Below are 17,898 nucleotides of genomic sequence, written 5' to 3'. Positions count from 1 at the left end.
AGAGCCGCCCTGACCGGGCGGCTTTTTTATATGGGCCATGCCGCTGGCGGCGCGGCGCTACAGGCCCTGCTGGGCCGCCCCCATCTTGGCGCGGATGCGCTCGAACAGGCTCTGCAGGCAGGCCTGATCCTTGTCGGCGGCGCGCACGGCACCATACATATGGCGACGTATGCCGCTGCCGAGGGGGCGTGCCTCAAGCAGCCCCTGGCGCACGAACTCCTCGCTGGCCCAGCGGGGCAGGGCGGCCACCCCGAGCCCGGCGGCGGCCATCTGCAACATGACGGAGGTGTTGTCCACCGTCTTGCAGCGAGCGGGTTCGACCCCGGCAGGTTGCAGAAAGCGGGTGAACACATCCATGCGGGATCGCTCCACCGGATAGACCAGCAGCACTTCTGACAGCAGATCGTCCGGTGTGATTCTATCGAGCTGGCATAACCTGCTATCCGGCGCCATCACCAGCTGGAGTTCGAAGGAAAATAGCGGCTCGAAGTGGAGATCCCCACGGGTGTGCACATCCGAGATGAGCAGCAGATCGAGCTGGCCGCCGAGCAGGGCGCCTATGGTATCGAAGCCGGGCACGGATTCGACTTCCAGTTCGACACCGGGCCACTGGCGGCGAAAATCCGGCAACAGTGGCAGCAACCACTGGATGCAGCTGTGGCAATCCAGCGCCAGGTGCAACCGGCCCGCGTCGCCACTGTGCAGGGCCTGCAACTGCTTCTCGGTCTGGGCGATGGCAGGCAACACCTGGCGGGCCAGGGCCAGCAGTTGCTGGCCTGCCGTCGTCAGTACCAGCGGGCGGCTCTTGCGCAAGTAAAGCTCCAGGTTGAGGCGGGTCTCCAACTCCTTCAACTGGTGGGAGAGGGCAGACTGGGTGAGGCTCAGACTCAGGGCTGCCCCGGCCAGGGATCCCTGCTCGGCCAGCGCACTGATGGTCTTCAGGTGCCTGATGTCGATGTTCAGATTGCTGGTGGGGTTGGGCACACCCATGGCAGGGCTCCTTGTCGTGTGGGTTGCAGTGGCGTCGTGCCACCCTCATCTGACGCGACCTCGGTTGTCGGGTCAGTTGAAGATTTCTTGAGAGCCAGTTGAAGAGGATTCAATAGCCAAGGCCACCTTATCTCGACATTCTAGATGTGTAAACATCTGGATGGCTAAATCATCCAGTTTCCCATCAGATGAACGAGCACAAGGAATTGGACCTATGACCTGCGCACACACTCTCGGTTTCCCCCGTATCGGCGCCAAGCGCGAGCTGAAATTTGCCCTCGAATCCTACTGGCGCGGCGAGACCAGCCAGGCAGAACTCATCGCCGTGGGCAAGAGCCTGCGTGAGCGTCACTGGCAGGCCCAGCGCACCGCCGGGGTCAATCTGCTGCCGGTGGGAGATTTCGCCTGGTACGATCAGGTGCTCGGTACCAGCCTGCTGGTGGACGCCGTGCCGGCTCGCCATCGCCATGGGGATACGGATCTCAACACCCTGTTCCGGGTGGCCCGTGGCCGCGCCCCGACCGGCCCCAGCGCCGCCGCCGCCGAGATGACCAAGTGGTTCAACACCAACTACCACTACCTGGTTCCCGAGTTCAGCCAGGATCAACGCTTCAAACTGGGCTGGAGCCAGCTGTTTGACGAGGTAGAAGAAGCCAAGGCCCTGGGGCTGCCGGTCAAGGCGGTGCTGCTCGGTCCCGTCTCTTACCTCTGGCTCGGCAAGGAGAAAGAGAACGGCTTCTCCCGCCTCGATCTGCTGGACCGCCTGCTGGTCGTCTATCAGGAGATCCTGGCGAAACTCTCGTCCCAGGGGGTGGAATGGGTGCAGATAGACGAGCCTGCCCTGGCCCTGGATCTGCCGGACGAGTGGCGTCTGGCCTACCTCAAGGCCTATGAGCGCCTGGCGGGCCCCTGCAAGCTGCTGCTCACCACCTATTTCGGCTCTGTGGCCCATCAGCGCGACATCATCACCAGCCTGAAGGTGGACGGTCTGCACCTGGATCTGGTGGCCGCCCCCGAGCAGCTGGAGACCCTGGTCCCGCATCTGCCAGCCCAGTGGGTGCTCTCCGCCGGGGTGATCAATGGCCGCAACGTCTGGCGTGCCAACCTTGGCAAGCTGGTTCCGACCCTGCAAGCCCTGAAAACCCGGCTCGGCGAGCGGCTCTGGGTGGGCTCTTCCTGCTCCCTGCTGCACAGCCCGGTAGACTTGACGCTGGAACATGAGCTGGACGCCCAGACTCGCAGCTGGTTCGCCTTCGCCCTGCAAAAGTGCTACGAGCTGGGGCTGCTGGTCGAGGTGCTCGATGGAGGCGATCTGGACAAGATCGTCGCTTACAGCCAGCCCATCGTCGCTCGGGAGTCCGACAGCCGGGTTCACAAGAAGGCGGTGCAGTCACGGCTCGCCAGCCTCACCAACAGCGACTTCGATCGCCAGAATACCTACCCGGTACGGGCCGAGGTACAACGTGCGGATCTCAAGCTGCCGCTCTTGCCCACCACCACCATAGGTTCCTTCCCGCAGACTTCGGAGATCCGGGTACTGCGCCAGGATTGGCGTGCCGGCCGCATCGCTGACCATGCCTATGAGGCGGGGATCCAGGCCCAGATCAAGGATGCCATCGCGCGCCAGGAGGCCATCGGGCTGGACGTATTGGTGCATGGCGAGGCCGAGCGCAACGACATGGTGGAGTATTTCGGGGAACTGCTGGACGGCTTTGCCATCACCCGCTTCGGCTGGGTACAGAGCTACGGCTCCCGCTGCGTCAAGCCGCCGGTGATCACCCGGGATATCGACCGCCCGCTCCCCATGACTCTCGGCTGGACCAAGTTTGCTCAGAGCCTGACCGACAAGCCGGTCAAGGGCATGCTGACTGGCCCGGTGACCATTCTCTGCTGGTCCTTCCCGCGCGAAGACGTGAGCCGGGAGCAGTCCGCCCTGCAGATCGGTCTGGCCATTCGCGACGAGGTGGCGGATCTGGAAGCTGCCGGCATCAAGATCATCCAGATCGACGAGCCGGCCATCCGCGAGGGGCTGCCCCTTCGCAAGCAGGATCATCAGGCCTATCTGGACTGGGCGGTGCGCGCCTTCCGCCTGAGTGCGAGCCCGGTGGTGGACAGTACCCAGATCCACACCCACATGTGCTACAGCGACTTCAACCTCATCATCGAGGCGGTGGCGGCGCTGGATGCGGACGTCATCACCATCGAGACCAGCCGCAGCCAGATGCAGCTCCTCGAAGCGTTCGAGCGCTTCAACTACCCCAACGAAATCGGCCCGGGTGTCTACGACATTCACTCGCCCAACGTGCCGAGCCAGGGCTGGATTGAGGATCTGATCCGCAAGGCCGCCAGGCAGATCCCGGCCGAGCGGCTCTGGGTCAACCCGGACTGCGGCCTCAAGACCCGCGGCTGGGAAGAGACGGAAGCGGCCCTCAAGGTGATGGTGGACGCCACCAGGGCGCTGCGCGCCGAGCTGGCCTGACGTCCATCACTACCACAAGAGAACAGGGGAACAATGACAGAGGGAAGGCGCGAGCCTTCCCTCTTTTTTTATCTGCCGTTGGCATCCGTCAGGAGTCGCAAGGGCTGGGGTTGGTGGGCTGGGCGAATCGCCCGGGCCCAGGTGCGCGGCACGGGTGCCTGGGTCAGGGCGGCGCCGAGCCAGGCCAGATCGAGGGGGATGGCATTGCGATCCCCGATCACCTGATTGCGGTGGCGGGGGCCGAGGCAGCCATAGCGTGCGGGGTCGGTCTGGGTGAAGAGACCAAGGCAGGGCACACCGCTGGCGGCCGCCAGATGGAGTGGGCCCGTATCGGCGCTGATGAAGAGCCGCAGATCCTGAGTGAAGCGCACCAGCTCGACGAGGTTTGGCAGGGTTACCTGGCAATCACCGAGTGGGGGCATGGGGTCGGCCGGGTCGGTGAGCTGGATCAGCAAGGCCGTCGGGTGGTGCTGGTGCAGGTCCCAGAGCAGCCGCTGCCATTGCGGCTGGGAGAGCCCCTTGCCCTTGCGGGCGCCGGTGAAAAAGCCCACCAGAGGGCGATCTGGATAGGTGTTGACCAGAGCCGTGAGCTCGGGAGACGGGCCCAGCCTGGCCCCAAGCGGGATGGGGTCCGTCAGGGAGGCGCTCTGGCCGAGCAGTTGCAGTGGCTGGTGGGCGTAGTGGCACTCACTGTCGGGGCGCTGGGGGTGTTCAAACAGCAGATCCCCCTTGGCATCATCGAATCCCAGCTTCTCGGCTCCCCGCACCCAGGCGGCGATCAGGTGATCCGTGCTGGAGGCAAACGGCACATAGACCCGGTCGTAGTGCTGGCGGCGCAGGCGCCAGAGTATGGGCAAGGCCGTCAGCAAGTGCCGGCCCTGCAACCTGACCCTGTGCAGTTGTGCGAGCCGCAGATGGGACAGGAAGGGAAGCAGGGGGCCGCCGCTGCACACCAGCTCGATGTCGGCGTCGGGGTGGGCACTGCGCAGGGCCTGCAGGAAGGGCAGCAGGAACAGATTGTTGCCGATCCGGTTGGTGCTGCGAATGACCAGGATGCGGCGCACTCCGGGCTTGGCGTCAGGCAGCTTGCCCCGGCGGGCAAGCCAGGCGAGGAAGGCGCGTTCAAGCCCTTGTGTCCAGCAACGACGCTGACTATCGAAGCGGCGCAGGGCGTCTCTGAGGGTGCTCATAAGAGTGACTCCGTGAGTGGCGATGAGCCCAGAGTGGCAGGGGATGATTAAGGGGGGATTAAGGGAATGCGTGCCGCAAGTGAATGCCATGTTGCGACGTTGGAGGGCGCCGTGCTGGCAATGGACGCAGGGAAGTCGTTAATATTGCGCATTTGAAATAAACCTTATGGCCAGCGGGAGCAGGATGCAGTTCAGGGATTTTTTGCCGGTATCGACCAATACCGGCCTCAAAGAGAGCGTGGTGGGGGCCCTCGGTGCCTTTATCGGATTGTGCGGCACGGGCCTGATCTGTCAGTGGGCGCTGGGGATAGAGGCATATTGGCTGATAGCCCCCATGGGGGCCTCCGCCGTGTTGCTGTTCGCGGCGCCGGCGAGCCCTCTGGCCCAGCCCTGGTCCATCCTGGTGGGCAACGGGGTTTCGGCGTTGATGGGGGTGGTTAGCGCCGCCCTGGTGCCGGATCCGGCCCTCGCCTCGGCGCTGGCGGTGATGCTGGCCATCGGTGCCATGTTCCTGACCCGCAGCCTGCATCCCCCCGGCGGGGCCGTGGCCCTGACCGCCGTCATCGGCGGGGAGGGGATCCGCCAGCTGGGGATGGGTTACGTGCTGTTGCCGGTACTGCTCAATGCCGGGCTGCTGCTTGTCCTCGGTCTTGTCTACAACCGCCTGCTGGGTCGCCGTTACCCCAATGGTGCCAAGGCCGCGCCCAATCGCCACCAGACTGCCGACCCCGAGCCGAGCGCCCGCCTTGCCAGTGCCACCGACATCGACTTCGCACTGGGCAAGCACGGCGAACTGCTCGATATCAGCCGCCAGGATCTGCAGGATCTGCTGCAGGAGGCGCAGTTGCATGCCCTGCGCGAGCGGGTCGGCACGGTGCGTTGTCAGGATGTGATGTCGAAAGATCTGGTGGTGACGGCGCCGGATGAACCGGCCATGGCGGCCTGGCAACTGCTGTCCCAGCACAGGATCAAGGCGCTGCCCGTGGTGGACGGGGAGCGGCTGGTGGGGATCCTGACCCTGCATGACCTCATGATCGACAGAGAAAACCGGCAACCTCGCGGCCTGCAGGCGCTGGAGACCCGGACGGTGGCGGCGCTGATGACCCGGGAAGTGCGCACGGCATGGCGTCATCAGCCGCTCTATGACCTGGTGGAGGCTTTCTCCGACGGAGGTCTGCACCATATGCCGGTGCTGGATGGGGAGCGACTGGTGGGGATCCTCACCCAGTCCGACATGGTGGCCGCCCTGTTCAATCTGGCGTTGCAGCCAGTCCGGGGCGAGGAGCTCGCTCCCCGCGAAGGGGAGCCTGCATCCTGAAAACGAAACAGGCCCCTCCCGGGGCCTTTTTGTGGCTAACGTCGACTCAAGGGGTCATGTCTGGGGCTGTGTAGACGGTCTCCCCCTGAAACACGGTGCGCTCGACCCGGGTCTCGGCGATCTGCTCCGGGGTGCCGGCCTTGACCAGGGCGTAGAGGTCCCTGTCCAGCACGATGAAGTCCGCCGATTTACCCACCTCAATGGAGCCGGTGATCTCCCCCTGACGCACCGCCCTGGCGCCGTTGATGGTGTAGGCGGCCAGCATCTCGGTGAGGGAAATACGCTGGCTGGCGCGGTATTCGTCGCCACTGCCGGCGGCCTTGATGATGCCGGCGGCCATGTTCTCGAACGGGCGGGGATCCCGGCTGTCTACCGGCGCATCGCTGCCTGCCACCAGCACGGCGCCCGCCTTGCGCGAGCTCTCCACCGGGTAGAGAGCCTCGTGCAGGTAGCCGAGGGGATCGTAGAGGGCCTCGCTCAACGGCTGGCCCGCCCTGGTGGGCTGGATGAAGGGGGTCACCAGCATGTCGTAGGCGAGCTGGGGCGTGGTCCAGGCGTAGGTGAAGGTGAGGTAGAGGCCGAGCTCCCCGAGGCGTTTCTGATCGTCCGGGTGAACCACCTGCAGGTGGGCCAGGGTGTGGGGAATGCCGTGATCCCCGTTGCTGGCACGGGCCGCGCTCAGCGCATCCAGTCCCATCCGGGTGCTGCGATCGCCGATGCTGTGCATGTGGATGCTGAATCCCTCCTTGTCCAGGGCGCCCACGTAGCGCTTCAGATCCCCATCGCTGTAGTTGACGATGCCGTTGCTGCCCGCATCCTCGCTGTCGGCTGTGATGGTCACCTCGCCGCTGCCGGTGTCCATGGCGAGGTGGGGCCTGTGGTAATTCTCCAGCATGCCGGCGTTGGGCAGGAAGACAGGATCGGTGAAGGGATCTCCCTCGATCACGCCGTCGAGGAAGATCTTGACCGCATCGGCCTTGATGAGGGGATTGTCTGCGAAAGACTCCCTGACTTCGCGAGCCTTGGCGAGTCGAGCCCCCAGATCCAGGGTGCCGGCATAATCCTCGGCATGGAAGCAGGTGGCGGCGGTGACCCGCATGTGCAGCAGATCCTGCCCCTGCATGTTGCGCAGCCGCTGGCGAATGAAATCGGTGGCGCAGGCGTCCTGAATGCCGGTGATGCCGCGTGACGCCATCAGCTCCGAGATGGCGGGCAGGATCTTGTCGTACTGGGTGGCGGCCTGATCGTCGCTTGCGCTCAGCACGTCGGTGTCGGGCACGGGGATGGCGCTGCGCGCCCCGTCGCGGATGACACCGCTGGCGAGATCCACATAGGGGATGAAGGCCTCGAACACGCCCCCCGGCGCCAGACTGGCGCCGTTGAAGCCGACCGTGTTGCCGTCCTGGTCTGCCGCCAGGGCCAGCGCCCGGGAGTTGTAGGCGCTGGCGTGACCGTCGACCCCGGCCAGCATGACCGGGTTGTTCGGCGCCGCCGCATCGAGCGCCGCCAGCAGGGTGGCATGGGTGGCGGTCGGGGTGTTGCCATCATAGGGGGACCACTGGTTGACCACCAGCCACTCCCCTGGCTTGGGGGCGTAGCGGGGCAGGCACTCCCTGACTCTGGCGGCAAGCTCGTCCAGATCGATGCTCTGGCCGTCGAGATCGCACATGTCGAGTGCGACCGTGCCGAGCAGATGGATGTGGTTGTCGTGCAGGCCCGGCAGCACCATGCGACCCCGCAGATCCACCACCTGGGTGTCCTTGTTCTGATAGGCCTTGGCGCCGTCATGGGATCCCACATAGACGAACTTGCCGTCCTGCACCACCATGGCCTCGGCCTGGCTGCCTTGCCTGTCCTGGGTGTGGATCTTGCCGTTGAGGTAGAGGGTGCTCGGGGCCTGGGATGTGCTGCTGTTCTCCTGCTGGCAGCCACCGAGCAGGGTGCCCAGCAGCAGGGCACCCATCAGGCGAGGCTGGGGGCCCAGCCTTCGTTGTTTGCTATCCATAGCGTGCTCTCCTTGGGTTAATTGCAGTATTTACTGCATATATGAGCACCCTTGTTTATTGCAGCTATTCTGACAAATGCCAGTAATTGCTGCATTTTTTTTGGCTTGTGTTTACCTTGTCACATCATGTAGTTATGGCGAGCAGTGGGGGCGAGTCGGCCTGACAGCGGAGAAGTCTTGATGGAACATCTATTGCCGAGCGAGCTCTGCATGCGGCGCCAGCCGAGGCAGCAGCGCAGCCTGGAGGCGGCGAGCCGCATCGAGCAGGCCACCCTGGCACTGCTGCAAGAGCAGGGATTCGCGGCGCTCAACACCAATGCCATCGCCGAGCGGGCCGGGGTAGGCATCAAGTCGCTCTATCACCTCTATCCCAACAAGGAGGCGATCATCTGCCGCCTCGCCATGGACTGGTTGGGCGCGGTGTGCGAGGCGCAGGAGGCGATCCGCGAGCAGGCCCTGAGCTGGCCCCAGACCCTGCAGATGCTGGACGAGGCCCTGGTGGCCCTGGACGAGCGCTTCGTCGGCTACGGGGCGCTCTGGCAGGCGATGGATCTCATCCCTGCCCTGCACGGGGTGGAGCAGGAGCACGAGCGGGGCCAGATAGCCTTCTGGTCGGAACGGCTGCGCCACTTCGGTTGCCGCTGGCCAGAGCCCGAACTTATCACCCTGGTGCGCTACTTCTATCGGACGACGGACGTGGCCAAGCAGTGCACCAAGGGGCAGGGGGAGCCGGGTGTGCTGATGTGGCAACTGCACAGGCGCTGGTGTGAGCAACTGATCGGTGCTGCCATCGCGGAGCCGGATCCGTCCCTTGTCTGGCGCTTCCTCCCCGGTCTGACATCAGGCTGATCCCGTGCGAGTTCGATCATCCAGCGCCGAGACCTGTGATGAAGGACAAAGGCTTGACCAAAAACAGAGAGGGAGTGCTTGGCACTCCCTCTCTTTCTTTAGGCTAGGCTCGGCCCCTAGCCGTAGCGGGCCAGGGTCAGTCCCTCGCCGCTGATGGCGGGGGCACCGCCCGAGATGAGATCCGCCAGCAGCTGGCCGGAGCCTGCCGCCATGGTCCAGCCCAGGGTGCCATGGCCGGTGTTGAGCCAGAGCCCGGGAATGGGGCTCGGCCCCACCAGCGGGGTGCCGTCCGGCGTCATGGGACGCAGCCCGGTCCAGAACTCGGCACGGCCGATGTCGCCTCCCTCGGGGAAGAGATCCCGCACCACCATGGCCAAGGTGTCGTGGCGCTTGGGGTTGAGGGCGAGGTTGAAGCCGCTGAGTTCGGCCATGCCGCCGACCCGGATCCGCTCATCGAAGCGGGTGATGGCCACCTTGTAGGTTTCATCCAGCACAGTGCTGCGGGGGGAGGCATCCGGATCTGTCATCGGCAGGGTGAGGGAGTACCCCTTGACCGGATAGACGGGCAGGGCGAGGCCGAGGGGGCGCAGGAAGCCGGTGCCATAGCTGCCGAGGGCGCAGACGATGGCATCCGCCTGCCAGCGCCGCTCACCGGCGCGCACGGCGACAGCGCGTCCCCCGCTCAGTTCAAGCTCGTCGATGGCGCAGTCGAAGACAAATTCCACCCCCAGACGGCGAGCTTCGGCCGCCAGGCCATTGGTGAAGCGGTAGCAGTCACCGGTCTCGTCCCCAGGCAGGCGCAGCCCGCCCACTATCTTGCCACGCACCCGTGCGAGGGCGGGCTCTGCCCCCTCGCAGCCGGCGGTATCGAGCGCCTCGTAGGGGACGCCATATTCAGCCAGTACCTCGATGTCGCGCTTGCTGGCGTCTAGCTGGGCCTGGCTGCGAAACAGCTGCAGGGTGCCGAGCTGGCGCCCCTCGTAGTCGAGGGCCAGTTCATCCCGCAGCGCTTTCATGCAGTCACGACTGTATTCGGCAAGGCGCACCATGCGCCCCTTGTTGGTGGCATAGGCCGCCGGGGTGCAGTTGGCAAACATCTGCAGCATCCAGCGCAGCTGGAAGGGATCCGAGGTGGGACGCACCGTGAAGGGGGCGTGTTTTTGCAGCATCCATTTTGCCGCCTTGAGGGGGATACCGGGGGCGGCCCAGGGGGAGGCATAGCCCGGGGAGATCTGCCCCGCGTTGGCATGACTGGTTTCGAGCGCCACATCGCCTCGTCGCTCCAGCAGGGTGACCTGATGGCCTGCCTTGGCCAGATACCAGGCACTGGTCACCCCGATGACCCCCCCACCCATTACCACTATCTTCATCACATCATCCTTGTCATGACCGCCTGTGCGGGATTTATGTCTTCCAGGCCCTGAGGCCGGGCAATGGGCATCACGTTATCACCGGCAGCGGGATCGGCAAATCCGTTGCCATGAAAATGTGATTTATCACCGCATTAACATATAAAACCAGTGTTTGATGATGCGAGGTGACAATATGGTGACGTTTTTGACTGCAAAAAAAGGGCGGGATCCGTAATGCCAACACTGAGCGGGGGAGGGCGCTGAAAACAACAACCGCAGGCGTGGCCTGCGGTTGTTGGGAGGTGGAGCTTATTGGGCCGAGAAGAGCTTGGCCGGCGGAGTGGACTGGGCGGTGAGGCTCATGCGCCCCGAGCTCTCCAGCCAGCTCCTGATGCGCTTGGCGTCCGCCACCCGCGCCCCCGGGGTATCGGCATGGAGCAGCACCATGATCACCGGCTCCTGGCTGACCTTGGTCTCCATCACCAGGCAGCGACCCGCCTCACGGATATAACCGGTCTTGGACACCAGGATGGGCCAGCTCCCTTCGCGCACCAGGCTGTTGGAGTTGCGGTAGTGCATCTGGCGCTTGCCGTTGCGGATCAGGCGCTGATCGGTGGAGGTGTACTGGCGGATGAGGGGGTAGGTGGAGGCCGCCGCCACCAGCTTGGCGAGATCGTGGGCACTGGATACGTTGCGGGGGTTGAGCCCCGTGCTGTCAGAAAAATGGGTACTCCACATGCCGAGCATGCGGGCCTTGGCGTTCATCGCCTCGATAAAGGCGCGGCGCCCCCCCGGATAATGGCGACCGAGGGCAGAGGCGGCGCGGTTCTCCGACGACATCAATGCGATGTGCAGCATGTCGGCCCGGCTCAGACGCGAGCCGACCGCGAGGCGAGAGCCCGTGCCCTTGAGTCTGTCCACGTCATCCATGGTGACGGTGAGGGTCTCGTTGAGGCGCTGGTTGCCGTCCAGCACCACCAGCGCCGTCATCAGCTTGGTGATGGAGGCAATCGGCATCACCCGGTTGGCGTTGCGCTCGGACAGGATCTCGCCGGTGCGCGGATTGGCGACCACGAAGGCATCTGAGCTGAGAACGAGATTGCTGCGGGGTTCGAGAAACGTGCTTTTGGGAGCGGCTTGGACACTGTGCATGCTGACGGGAAGGAGGAAGGCACCGAGCAGCAGATTGAGAAAAGGGCGCATGTTCATGATGAGGCTCTACCGTACGACAACGAGGTTATTTGGCTAAGTTATATGACGGGAACTGACGCTTAACAATGCCAAAAGTTCCAAAATTTGTATTTTATGAGGTGAACGACCTTGCAATCACCTCAGGGGTGGCTACTGGTCATGCCCGCCCCAAATATGGGAGCCGTGGCCAACGATATTGTCAGCACGAACCCCATGTGGCGCACTTTATGCCTGTAATTGCCCGTCCTTGCCACTGTTTTCACTCTGAACGTCACACCATGGCTTCGTACAGCTCTCAGTCCATCACCCTCCCATGATGCGGGCGGTCTGGATGGCCTGGATCAGCGCGGCCCGGTTGATGCGGGGGCGCTCCTCGTCCAGCAGCCGTTGCCAGAGGGTGATGGCCTCACCGTAGCGACCGTGCAGGAAGTGATCCGAGGCGAGCAACATCAGGGCGCTCACTTCCCCCGCGTCCTGCTTGAGCGCGCTCTCCAGCAGGCGCTGTGCCTCAGGGGTAAGCACTTGACCTGCCTGGTAATAGAGAACGGTGGCCTGGGCGGCCTGGGTAGCAGCGCTGGCACCCCCTTCCAGCAGTGCCAGACGCAGATAGGCAAGCCAGGCGTTGTCGTAATCGTCCCGATAGAGATAGAGCTGGCCGAGTTCGGCCCAGCCATCGCGATCCGCCGGGTTGACCTGAAGGCGTTGGTGCAGGGCGCTGAGCTCCTTGTCCTGCAGGTCACGGGGGCTCAACCCCGCCAGGGGATCGGGGCGGGATTGATGGGCCTGCCAGGCCTGATAGCGCCCCGTGCTGGCATAAAAACCGGTGATGGCGATAAGGAGCGGCAGCAGCAACCAGAGCCAGCGCAGGGGGCGGCGGTGATCCGCGCTCGCTATCCTGGCCTGCAGGCGCCGCTCGGCAAGGGGGGTGGCATTGGCAAGGCAGGCTTGGGTCAGTTCCTGATAGAGAGGGGAATGGGCCGGGATCCCTGCCTGTTGCTCGGCCATGATCTGCCGATTCAGCGCAGCTCTGGAGTCCGGGATGGTGGATGGCGTCTCGGTTTCCTGCAAGGGAGAGCGGGAAGCGTTGGCGTGTTTGAAGCTGCGGCGCAGCCGATGCGTGGCCAGCAGCAAGATCAGCAGGGGGCCGCCCCAGAGCAGGGTGGTACTGACCTTGAAGGGGGGATCGTAGCGCACGAAGTCGCCGAAGCGCTTCGTCATGCGGGCGATCACCTGCTCATCGCTCTGCCCCTCATCCACCCAGCGGTAGACCTCGAGGCGCAGATCCCGGGCGATGGGTGAGTTGGATTCCACCAGGTTCTGGTTCTGGCATTGGGGGCAGCGCAGGGCGCGGGCCAGCTCCTGGGCGCGGACCTGACGTTCGGGGTGACTGAACTGATAGGTGTCGACCCCGCTGGCGCGGGCCGCAGGGCTCAGGGAAAGGATCAACGGGAGCAGCAGGGACAGCAGCGCCAGGGTTCTCATGGTCTGCCCTCCTGACGGGCCAGAGGGGTCGTGCGCGCCTGACTCAGCAGGGGCAGGAACTGGCGCTGCCAGATCTCCCGGGTGAGCTCGCCGGTATGGCGGCTGAGCAGGGTACCGTCGGCGGCGAAGAGATAGGTCTCCGGGGTGCCATAGACCCCGAGCTCCAGCGCCAGTTTGCCATCGGGATCGGCGAGCACGGCGCGGTAGGGATTGCCTGCCTGGGCAAGCCAGGCGCGGGCCGCATCCCCCTTGTCCCGGTAGTTGAGGCCATAGAGGGGGACTGTGCCGGCCAGCTCCTTGAGCACGCCGTGTTCGGCGCGGCAGGCCGGGCACCAGCTGGCCCAGACGTTGAGCAGGAAGGGCTCCCCCTTGAGACTGGCGGTATCAATGGCCGCGCCACCCAGCAGGTTCTCGCTCTGCCAGGCAGGCAGGCTTCGCCCCAGGGTGGCATCGTCCTGGCGATAGGGATCCTGCCCCAGGCCGAGCCAGAGCAGGGTACCGAGGATGAGACTCAGCAGCAGTGGAATGAAGAGGCGCAGGCGGTTCATGAGGGCTCCCGGGATGAGTGCAGCGGTGCCGGTGTGTGGGGTGCAACCTGGTTGGTGCTCGCCGCAGGATGGGGAAGCATGGCGCGGCGCCCCAGCAGGCGCAGGGCCCCGCCCGCCATCATCAGCAGACCCCCGAACCAGATCCAGCGCACCAGCGGTTTGTGGTGCAGACGCATGGCGTAGGCATCCGGCCCCATCTTCTCGCCGAGCACCACATAGAGATCCCCGAATAATCCCCACTGGATGCCGGGCTCGTTCATGTTCATGGTACGCACGCTGTAGTGGCGCCGCTCCGGCATCAGGCGGGCCACTTCCTTTTCTCCCTTGTGCACGCTCAGGGTGATGCGCTCAGCGGTGTAGTTGGGGCCGAGCAGGGGCTCGCTCCCCTCGTAACGAAACTCGTAGGCGCCGAGGCGATAGGGGTGCTCCGGACTGAGCACGGCCCCCCCTTCCTGGCTGAAGTGGCTCACCTGGGCGATGCCGAGGGCGCACACTGCCACTCCGAGATGGGCCAGCAGGCTGCCGAGGCGAGCGGGGTGGGTGAGTCCTGTCCTGAATGGGAAGCAAAGCAGCAGGCTCGCCAGCAGCCACAGTGCGATCATGTTGGCGAGGATCCCGCCCCAGCCGAGCGGTCCCTGCTCGCGGTAACTGAGGCTGAGCAGGCCGCCCCCCAGCATGCCGAACAAGGGGGGCAACAGGGTATTGAGTCGGGAGGTCTTTACCAGCCGTTGCCAGCGCAGGCGCGGGATCTGGGTCATCAGCATCATCAGTGCCAAGGCCAGAGGGACGAAGATGGTGTTGAAGTAGGGCGCCCCCACCGAGAGCGACCCCAGGTGCAGGGACTGGAACACCATGGGATAGAAGGTGCCGAGCAGCACGCTGGCACAGGCCACGACGAGCAGCAGGATGGCGGCGCCGAGCAGCCCCTCTTTGGAGCGCAGCCCGAAGCGGGCATAGGGGGCGCGGGTGTCCGCCCGCAGGGCAAACAGGGTCAGGGCCGTGGTGAGCAACAGGCCAAGCAGCAGCAACAGGGTGAGGCCACGATCCGGATCCACCGCGAAGGCATGCACCGAGGTGAGCACCCCGGAGCGCACCACGAAGGTACCGAGCAGGCTCAAGGAGAAGGTGAAGATGGAGAGCAGCAAGACGGCGTGACCGTAGGCACCGCGCTGCTCGCAGACGATCAGGGCGTGCAGCAGGGCGGTACCCAGCAGCCAGGGCAGCAGGGAGGCGTTTTCCACTGGATCCCAGAACCACCAGCCTCCCCAGCCGAGCTCGTAATAGGCCCACCAGGAACCGAGCACGATGCCGGCGGTGAGAAAGACCCAGGAGCCCAGCGCCCAGGGGCGGCTCCAGTGGGCCACGGCACCATCGAGTCTGCCCGAATGGAGCGCCGCCATGGCGAAGGCAAAGTTGACCGCAAAGCCCACGTAGCCGAGGTAGAGCAGAGGCGGATGGATGATGAGGCCGATGTCCTGCAGCATGGGATTGAGATCGCGTCCCTCCAGGGGGCCCGGGAAGCTGCGATCGAAGGGGCTGGAGAAGAGCAGGGTGTAGAGGCCCAGCAGGCCGACGATGAGCCCCATGATGGCCAGTACCCGGGCCCGGATGAGGGGATCTACCCGCTTTGAGACAAGGGCCACCAGGGCCCCCCAGAGTGCCAGCGCAAACACGAAGAAGAGCATGGAACCCTCGTGACCGCCCCAGGTTGCCGCGAGTTTGAAACCCAGCGGCAGGGCGCTGTTGGCGTGCTGCGCCACATAGATCAGGGTGAAGTCATCCTCCGCAAAACAGATCCCGAGCAGCGCCAGCGCGGCGGCCAGCAGGGCGGCATTGAGCAGCGCCAACGGCCTGGCGCTGCCGAGCAGGGCGGGGGAGGCGAGCCTGAGCCCGAGCCAGGGCAATGTGCCTTGCAGCAGAGATAACGCCGTTGCCAGCAGCAGTGAGAGATAGCCGAGCTCCGCCAGCACACAACCTCCAGTTCCAATCAATCGTTCATGTGATGCCGCAGCACTCGCACCCGACGGGCGCTGCGGTATCACCAGGATCTCGTTCAGTCACACAAACAAACGCCAGCCGCAGGGCGGCTGGCGTTTGGCAAGGCGGGTTCAGACCACCGTCATCTGACCCGCGTAGAGCATGAAATAGCGCAGCAGCAATATGCCCACCAGGGTCAGGCTGCACACCAGTACCAGATGGCCGTTGCGTTCCCGCAGTGGCGCCGGGGTCAGCAGGGAGAGCAGCTGGGGCAGCAGCATGCCGATGCCCACCACGCCCACCCAGAACACCTGGGCCCAGAAGCCGCTGCCAATGGCGGCCCACATGGCCACCTCCTTCTGACCCCCCCCGAAGTAGAGGCCGGTGAAGAAGCAGACCAGCAGCAGGATCTCCACCGCGAGCACGGGTCGCTCGAAGCGGTGCACGAAGCTCACCCCCTGGCTGTGGTGAGACTCTTTGAAGAGCGTCACCGCCAGCATGATGGTGGCAGCGATCCCTGAGCTGATGCCGGAGACCAGGAACAGCACCGGCAGTACGGGGTTGTTCAGGAGCGGGTAGGTCTTCAGCGCCGAGAGCAGGAAGCCGGTGTAGGCCCCAAGCAGCACGGCCAGCAGCAGGAGCAGCGGGGCGAGCAGACGCTCGAATCGTGCCAGCAGGGCGACAAGACTGTCCACGAAGGCGAACTTCTCCTTGAGGAAACGCCCGCGCAGGGTCTCGATATCGGCCCGAAACACCACCGCCAGCCAGGCAAACAGCACCGCCATGTAGAGCTGGAACAGCATGACCCCCATGGACATGACGGAGTCGAACTGGTAGTGGAACATCAGCTTCCAGAAGGTCCAGGGGCGGGCCAGGTGGAAGATGAGGATCAGCAAGCCCAGGATGACGCTCGCGGGGGCCAGGATGGCGGTCGCCTTGATGATGCCGCTCTCGCTGCCGGCCCCCTTCCTGCGCAGCAGCACCGAGAGGGTGGTGGCCCCCGCCGAGATGCCGAGCAAAAAGAGGTAGATGGCGATGGGCCAATCCCACACGAGTGAAGGGAAGTGAAATGCATCATGCCACATGGTGATCCCCTCCCGCTGTCATTGCCGGCACCGATGGTGATGGGCCACGTCCCCAAGTCAGGAAGGGGATGTGAAATGCCGTTTGCATGGTCATGACGTTATCTCCCCTTTGGGCACGCGATACATCTTGGGCGAGGTGCCGAGCGCCTGCTTGTAGCGGTAGGTAGTCTCCTTCACCAGCCGTTTGGCGATGGGGCTGTCCGGATCGTCCAGATTGCCGAACACCAGCGCCTTGGTGGGGCAGGATTCCACGCAGGCAGGCTCCTTGCCTGCTGCCAGGTTGGTCTTGCGGCAGAAGTCGCACTTGTCCGCCACCCGGGTGACCGGGTTGATGAAGCGGACCTGGTAGGGGCAGGCGGCCAGACAATACATGCAGCCGACGCAGAGATCCGGGTTCACATCGACGATGCCGTCTTCCACGCGAAGGTGGGAGGCGCCGGTCGGGCAGACGTGAACACAGGGTGCGTTGTCGCAGTGCTGACAGGACTTGCGAAAGAAGTGGTAGTCCGCATCGGGAAATTCGCCGATGGGGCCGGAGCGGAGGATCTCGAGGCGGGATACCCCCTCCGGCACCTGGTTCACCTCCCGGCAGGCATCCATGCAGGCGGTGCAGCCGATGCAGGCGGTTTCGTCGTGCAGCATGCCGTAGCGCACGCCATCGATGGTCTGGCTGTGGGCGAGGGTGCTGGCAAGGGAGCGGGAACCCGTCATCATGATGAGGGTGCCCGCGCTCATCCCCGCCATGAATTGACGGCGAGAGCAGCTCATGGCGCCTCCTTGCTCACGCCGGCCCCGGAGTTGGCCGCCTTGGCTTCATGCTGCTTGCTGTGACAGTCGACGCACAGCTTGACCCGGGATTGCGCCGGGATGCCGACCATGGGCTCCTTGGCCGGGTGCAGTTGGTGGCAACTGGTGCAACTGAGTTTGGTCATGTGTACGTCGTGGGCCCAGAGCGCCTCGCGCAGGGGCTTGGGCTCATGACAGCTCATGCAGACGCTGTTCTGCTCGGCGATGGGGTAATCATCCTTGCCAAGCGGCTGGCTGAAGCTGTCTTTGAAGCGCATCACATCCTTGACCCCTTCCCGATGCTGGGGAGAGGGGAGGCCGTGACAGTTGGTGCAGGTGACCGGGGCCAGGTTGTTGGGGTTGGTGGCCTTGGCATGCTTGCCGTGCATGCCGTCAGTCTGCTCCTTGTGGCAGTCGGTACAGGCCTTGTCGGCGCTGCGCAGGAACTCCACCTCGTGGGTGGCGGGCACAGGGGCGGCGGCCTCGGCGGCCTGACCCTGCAGGCTGGTGAGCAGCATGGCTGCCATCAGCATCAGTCGTAAGAAATCCATCGTTAAATCACCCATAGGAAGCCTCCATCCAGCTGCGGGGGCGGGGGCCGGGGCCCCCCGGCCCGGGCGTGTGGGGGCCCGGCCGCCGCGGGGGG

14 protein-coding genes are annotated in these 17,898 nt (G+C 64.7%); 3 read left to right on the top strand and 11 right to left on the bottom strand.

The genetic code is table 11. The annotated features are described in order from the left end of the window. Positions 1–57 precede the first annotated feature (57 nt). Complete coding sequence (locus ACW5W7_RS04375) at positions 58–990, bottom strand: LysR substrate-binding domain-containing protein (RefSeq protein WP_434662591.1); 933 nt, start codon at positions 988–990, stop codon at positions 58–60. Positions 991–1,204: 214 nt separating this feature from the next. On the opposite strand from ACW5W7_RS04375, the gene metE reads away from it, so the two are divergent. Further along, on the top strand, positions 1,205–3,469 hold the full coding sequence (gene metE, locus ACW5W7_RS04370; RefSeq protein WP_456500886.1) for a 5-methyltetrahydropteroyltriglutamate--homocysteine S-methyltransferase: 2,265 nt from the start codon (positions 1,205–1,207) through the stop codon (positions 3,467–3,469). A gap of 68 nt (positions 3,470–3,537) precedes the next feature. On the opposite strand, the gene ACW5W7_RS04365 is transcribed toward metE, so the two are convergent. Beyond that, positions 3,538–4,659: a glycosyltransferase family 9 protein gene (locus tag ACW5W7_RS04365; RefSeq protein WP_456500885.1), complete on the bottom strand. Its 1,122-nt coding sequence runs from the start codon at positions 4,657–4,659 to the stop codon at positions 3,538–3,540. Positions 4,660–4,843: 184 nt separating this feature from the next. On the opposite strand from ACW5W7_RS04365, the gene ACW5W7_RS04360 reads away from it, so the two are divergent. Then, complete coding sequence (locus ACW5W7_RS04360) at positions 4,844–5,977, top strand: HPP family protein (RefSeq protein WP_456500884.1); 1,134 nt, start codon at positions 4,844–4,846, stop codon at positions 5,975–5,977. A 46-nt stretch (positions 5,978–6,023) separates the two neighbouring features. On the opposite strand, the gene ACW5W7_RS04355 is transcribed toward ACW5W7_RS04360, so the two are convergent. Beyond that, positions 6,024–7,982: an amidohydrolase gene (locus ACW5W7_RS04355; RefSeq protein WP_456500883.1), complete on the bottom strand. Its 1,959-nt coding sequence runs from the start codon at positions 7,980–7,982 to the stop codon at positions 6,024–6,026. Positions 7,983–8,192: 210 nt separating this feature from the next. On the opposite strand from ACW5W7_RS04355, the gene ACW5W7_RS04350 reads away from it, so the two are divergent. Beyond that, positions 8,193–8,831: a TetR/AcrR family transcriptional regulator gene (locus tag ACW5W7_RS04350; protein WP_456501108.1), complete on the top strand. Its 639-nt coding sequence runs from the start codon at positions 8,193–8,195 to the stop codon at positions 8,829–8,831. A 116-nt stretch (positions 8,832–8,947) separates the two neighbouring features. Here ACW5W7_RS04350 and ACW5W7_RS04345 read toward each other — a convergent pair whose 3' ends face one another. The 8 genes from ACW5W7_RS04345 to nrfB all read right to left on the bottom strand — a co-directional run bounded on the left by ACW5W7_RS04345 (position 8,948) and on the right by nrfB (position 17,818). Then, positions 8,948–10,201, bottom strand: coding sequence for a D-amino acid dehydrogenase (locus ACW5W7_RS04345; RefSeq protein WP_456500882.1), 1,254 nt, complete (start codon positions 10,199–10,201; stop codon positions 8,948–8,950). A gap of 291 nt (positions 10,202–10,492) precedes the next feature. Further along, positions 10,493–11,392: a D-alanyl-D-alanine endopeptidase gene (gene pbpG, locus ACW5W7_RS04340; protein WP_434662573.1), complete on the bottom strand. Its 900-nt coding sequence runs from the start codon at positions 11,390–11,392 to the stop codon at positions 10,493–10,495. Between the two features lie 285 nt (positions 11,393–11,677). Continuing rightward, positions 11,678–12,856 carry a heme lyase NrfEFG subunit NrfF gene (nrfF, locus tag ACW5W7_RS04335; RefSeq protein WP_456500881.1) on the bottom strand — a complete coding sequence of 393 codons (1,179 nt, stop codon included), beginning with the start codon at positions 12,854–12,856 and terminating at the stop codon, positions 11,678–11,680. Next, positions 12,853–13,404 carry a DsbE family thiol:disulfide interchange protein gene (locus tag ACW5W7_RS04330; protein ID WP_456500880.1) on the bottom strand — a complete coding sequence of 184 codons (552 nt, stop codon included), beginning with the start codon at positions 13,402–13,404 and terminating at the stop codon, positions 12,853–12,855. The genes nrfF and ACW5W7_RS04330 overlap by 4 nt, the downstream gene beginning before the upstream one ends. Continuing rightward, the gene (gene nrfE / locus ACW5W7_RS04325; protein WP_456500879.1) at positions 13,401–15,374 is read right to left on the bottom strand and encodes a heme lyase NrfEFG subunit NrfE; all 1,974 of its coding nucleotides are present in this window, start codon (positions 15,372–15,374) and stop codon (positions 13,401–13,403) included. The genes ACW5W7_RS04330 and nrfE overlap by 4 nt, the downstream gene beginning before the upstream one ends. 138 nt (positions 15,375–15,512) lie before the next feature. Continuing rightward, entirely contained in the window at positions 15,513–16,466 is a 954-nt protein-coding gene (gene nrfD, locus ACW5W7_RS04320) for a cytochrome c nitrite reductase subunit NrfD (RefSeq protein ID WP_456500878.1), read from the bottom strand. 90 nt (positions 16,467–16,556) lie between these two features. Beyond that, positions 16,557–17,234: a 4Fe-4S dicluster domain-containing protein gene (locus tag ACW5W7_RS04315; protein WP_456500877.1), complete on the bottom strand. Its 678-nt coding sequence runs from the start codon at positions 17,232–17,234 to the stop codon at positions 16,557–16,559. Further along, positions 17,231–17,818 (bottom strand): cytochrome c nitrite reductase pentaheme subunit, encoded by a 588-nt coding sequence (gene nrfB / locus ACW5W7_RS04310; protein ID WP_456500876.1) that lies wholly within the window; start codon positions 17,816–17,818, stop codon positions 17,231–17,233. Before nrfB ends, ACW5W7_RS04315 begins: the two co-directional genes overlap by 4 nt. Positions 17,819–17,898: the final 80 nt, after the last annotated feature.

The sequence above is a fragment of the Aeromonas intestinalis genome, from assembly GCF_054052485.1.
The sequence above is the reverse complement of the archived record's forward strand: the minus strand, read 5'-3'. Positions and strand labels throughout refer to the sequence as shown.

What these genes read in the sequence shown, in the direction of transcription:
- ACW5W7_RS04375 (WP_434662591.1), bottom strand. Translation starts at nt 990, where the DNA reads ATGGGTGTGCCCAACCCCACCAGCAATCTGAACATCGACATCAGGCAC.
- metE (WP_456500886.1), top strand. Translation starts at nt 1,205, where the DNA reads ATGACCTGCGCACACACTCTCGGTTTCCCCCGTATCGGCGCCAAGCGC.
- ACW5W7_RS04355 (WP_456500883.1), bottom strand. Translation starts at nt 7,982, where the DNA reads ATGGATAGCAAACAACGAAGGCTGGGCCCCCAGCCTCGCCTGATGGGT.
- ACW5W7_RS04350 (WP_456501108.1), top strand. Translation starts at nt 8,193, where the DNA reads ATGCGGCGCCAGCCGAGGCAGCAGCGCAGCCTGGAGGCGGCGAGCCGC.
- ACW5W7_RS04345 (WP_456500882.1), bottom strand. Translation starts at nt 10,201, where the DNA reads ATGAAGATAGTGGTAATGGGTGGGGGGGTCATCGGGGTGACCAGTGCC.
- nrfF (WP_456500881.1), bottom strand. Translation starts at nt 12,856, where the DNA reads ATGAGAACCCTGGCGCTGCTGTCCCTGCTGCTCCCGTTGATCCTTTCC.
- nrfD (WP_456500878.1), bottom strand. Translation starts at nt 16,466, where the DNA reads ATGTGGCATGATGCATTTCACTTCCCTTCACTCGTGTGGGATTGGCCC.
- ACW5W7_RS04360 (WP_456500884.1), top strand. Translation starts at nt 4,844, where the DNA reads ATGCAGTTCAGGGATTTTTTGCCGGTATCGACCAATACCGGCCTCAAA.
- pbpG (WP_434662573.1), bottom strand. Translation starts at nt 11,392, where the DNA reads ATGAACATGCGCCCTTTTCTCAATCTGCTGCTCGGTGCCTTCCTCCTT.
- nrfB (WP_456500876.1), bottom strand. Translation starts at nt 17,818, where the DNA reads ATGGGTGATTTAACGATGGATTTCTTACGACTGATGCTGATGGCAGCC.
- ACW5W7_RS04315 (WP_456500877.1), bottom strand. Translation starts at nt 17,234, where the DNA reads ATGAGCTGCTCTCGCCGTCAATTCATGGCGGGGATGAGCGCGGGCACC.
- ACW5W7_RS04330 (WP_456500880.1), bottom strand. Translation starts at nt 13,404, where the DNA reads ATGAACCGCCTGCGCCTCTTCATTCCACTGCTGCTGAGTCTCATCCTC.
- ACW5W7_RS04365 (WP_456500885.1), bottom strand. Translation starts at nt 4,659, where the DNA reads ATGAGCACCCTCAGAGACGCCCTGCGCCGCTTCGATAGTCAGCGTCGT.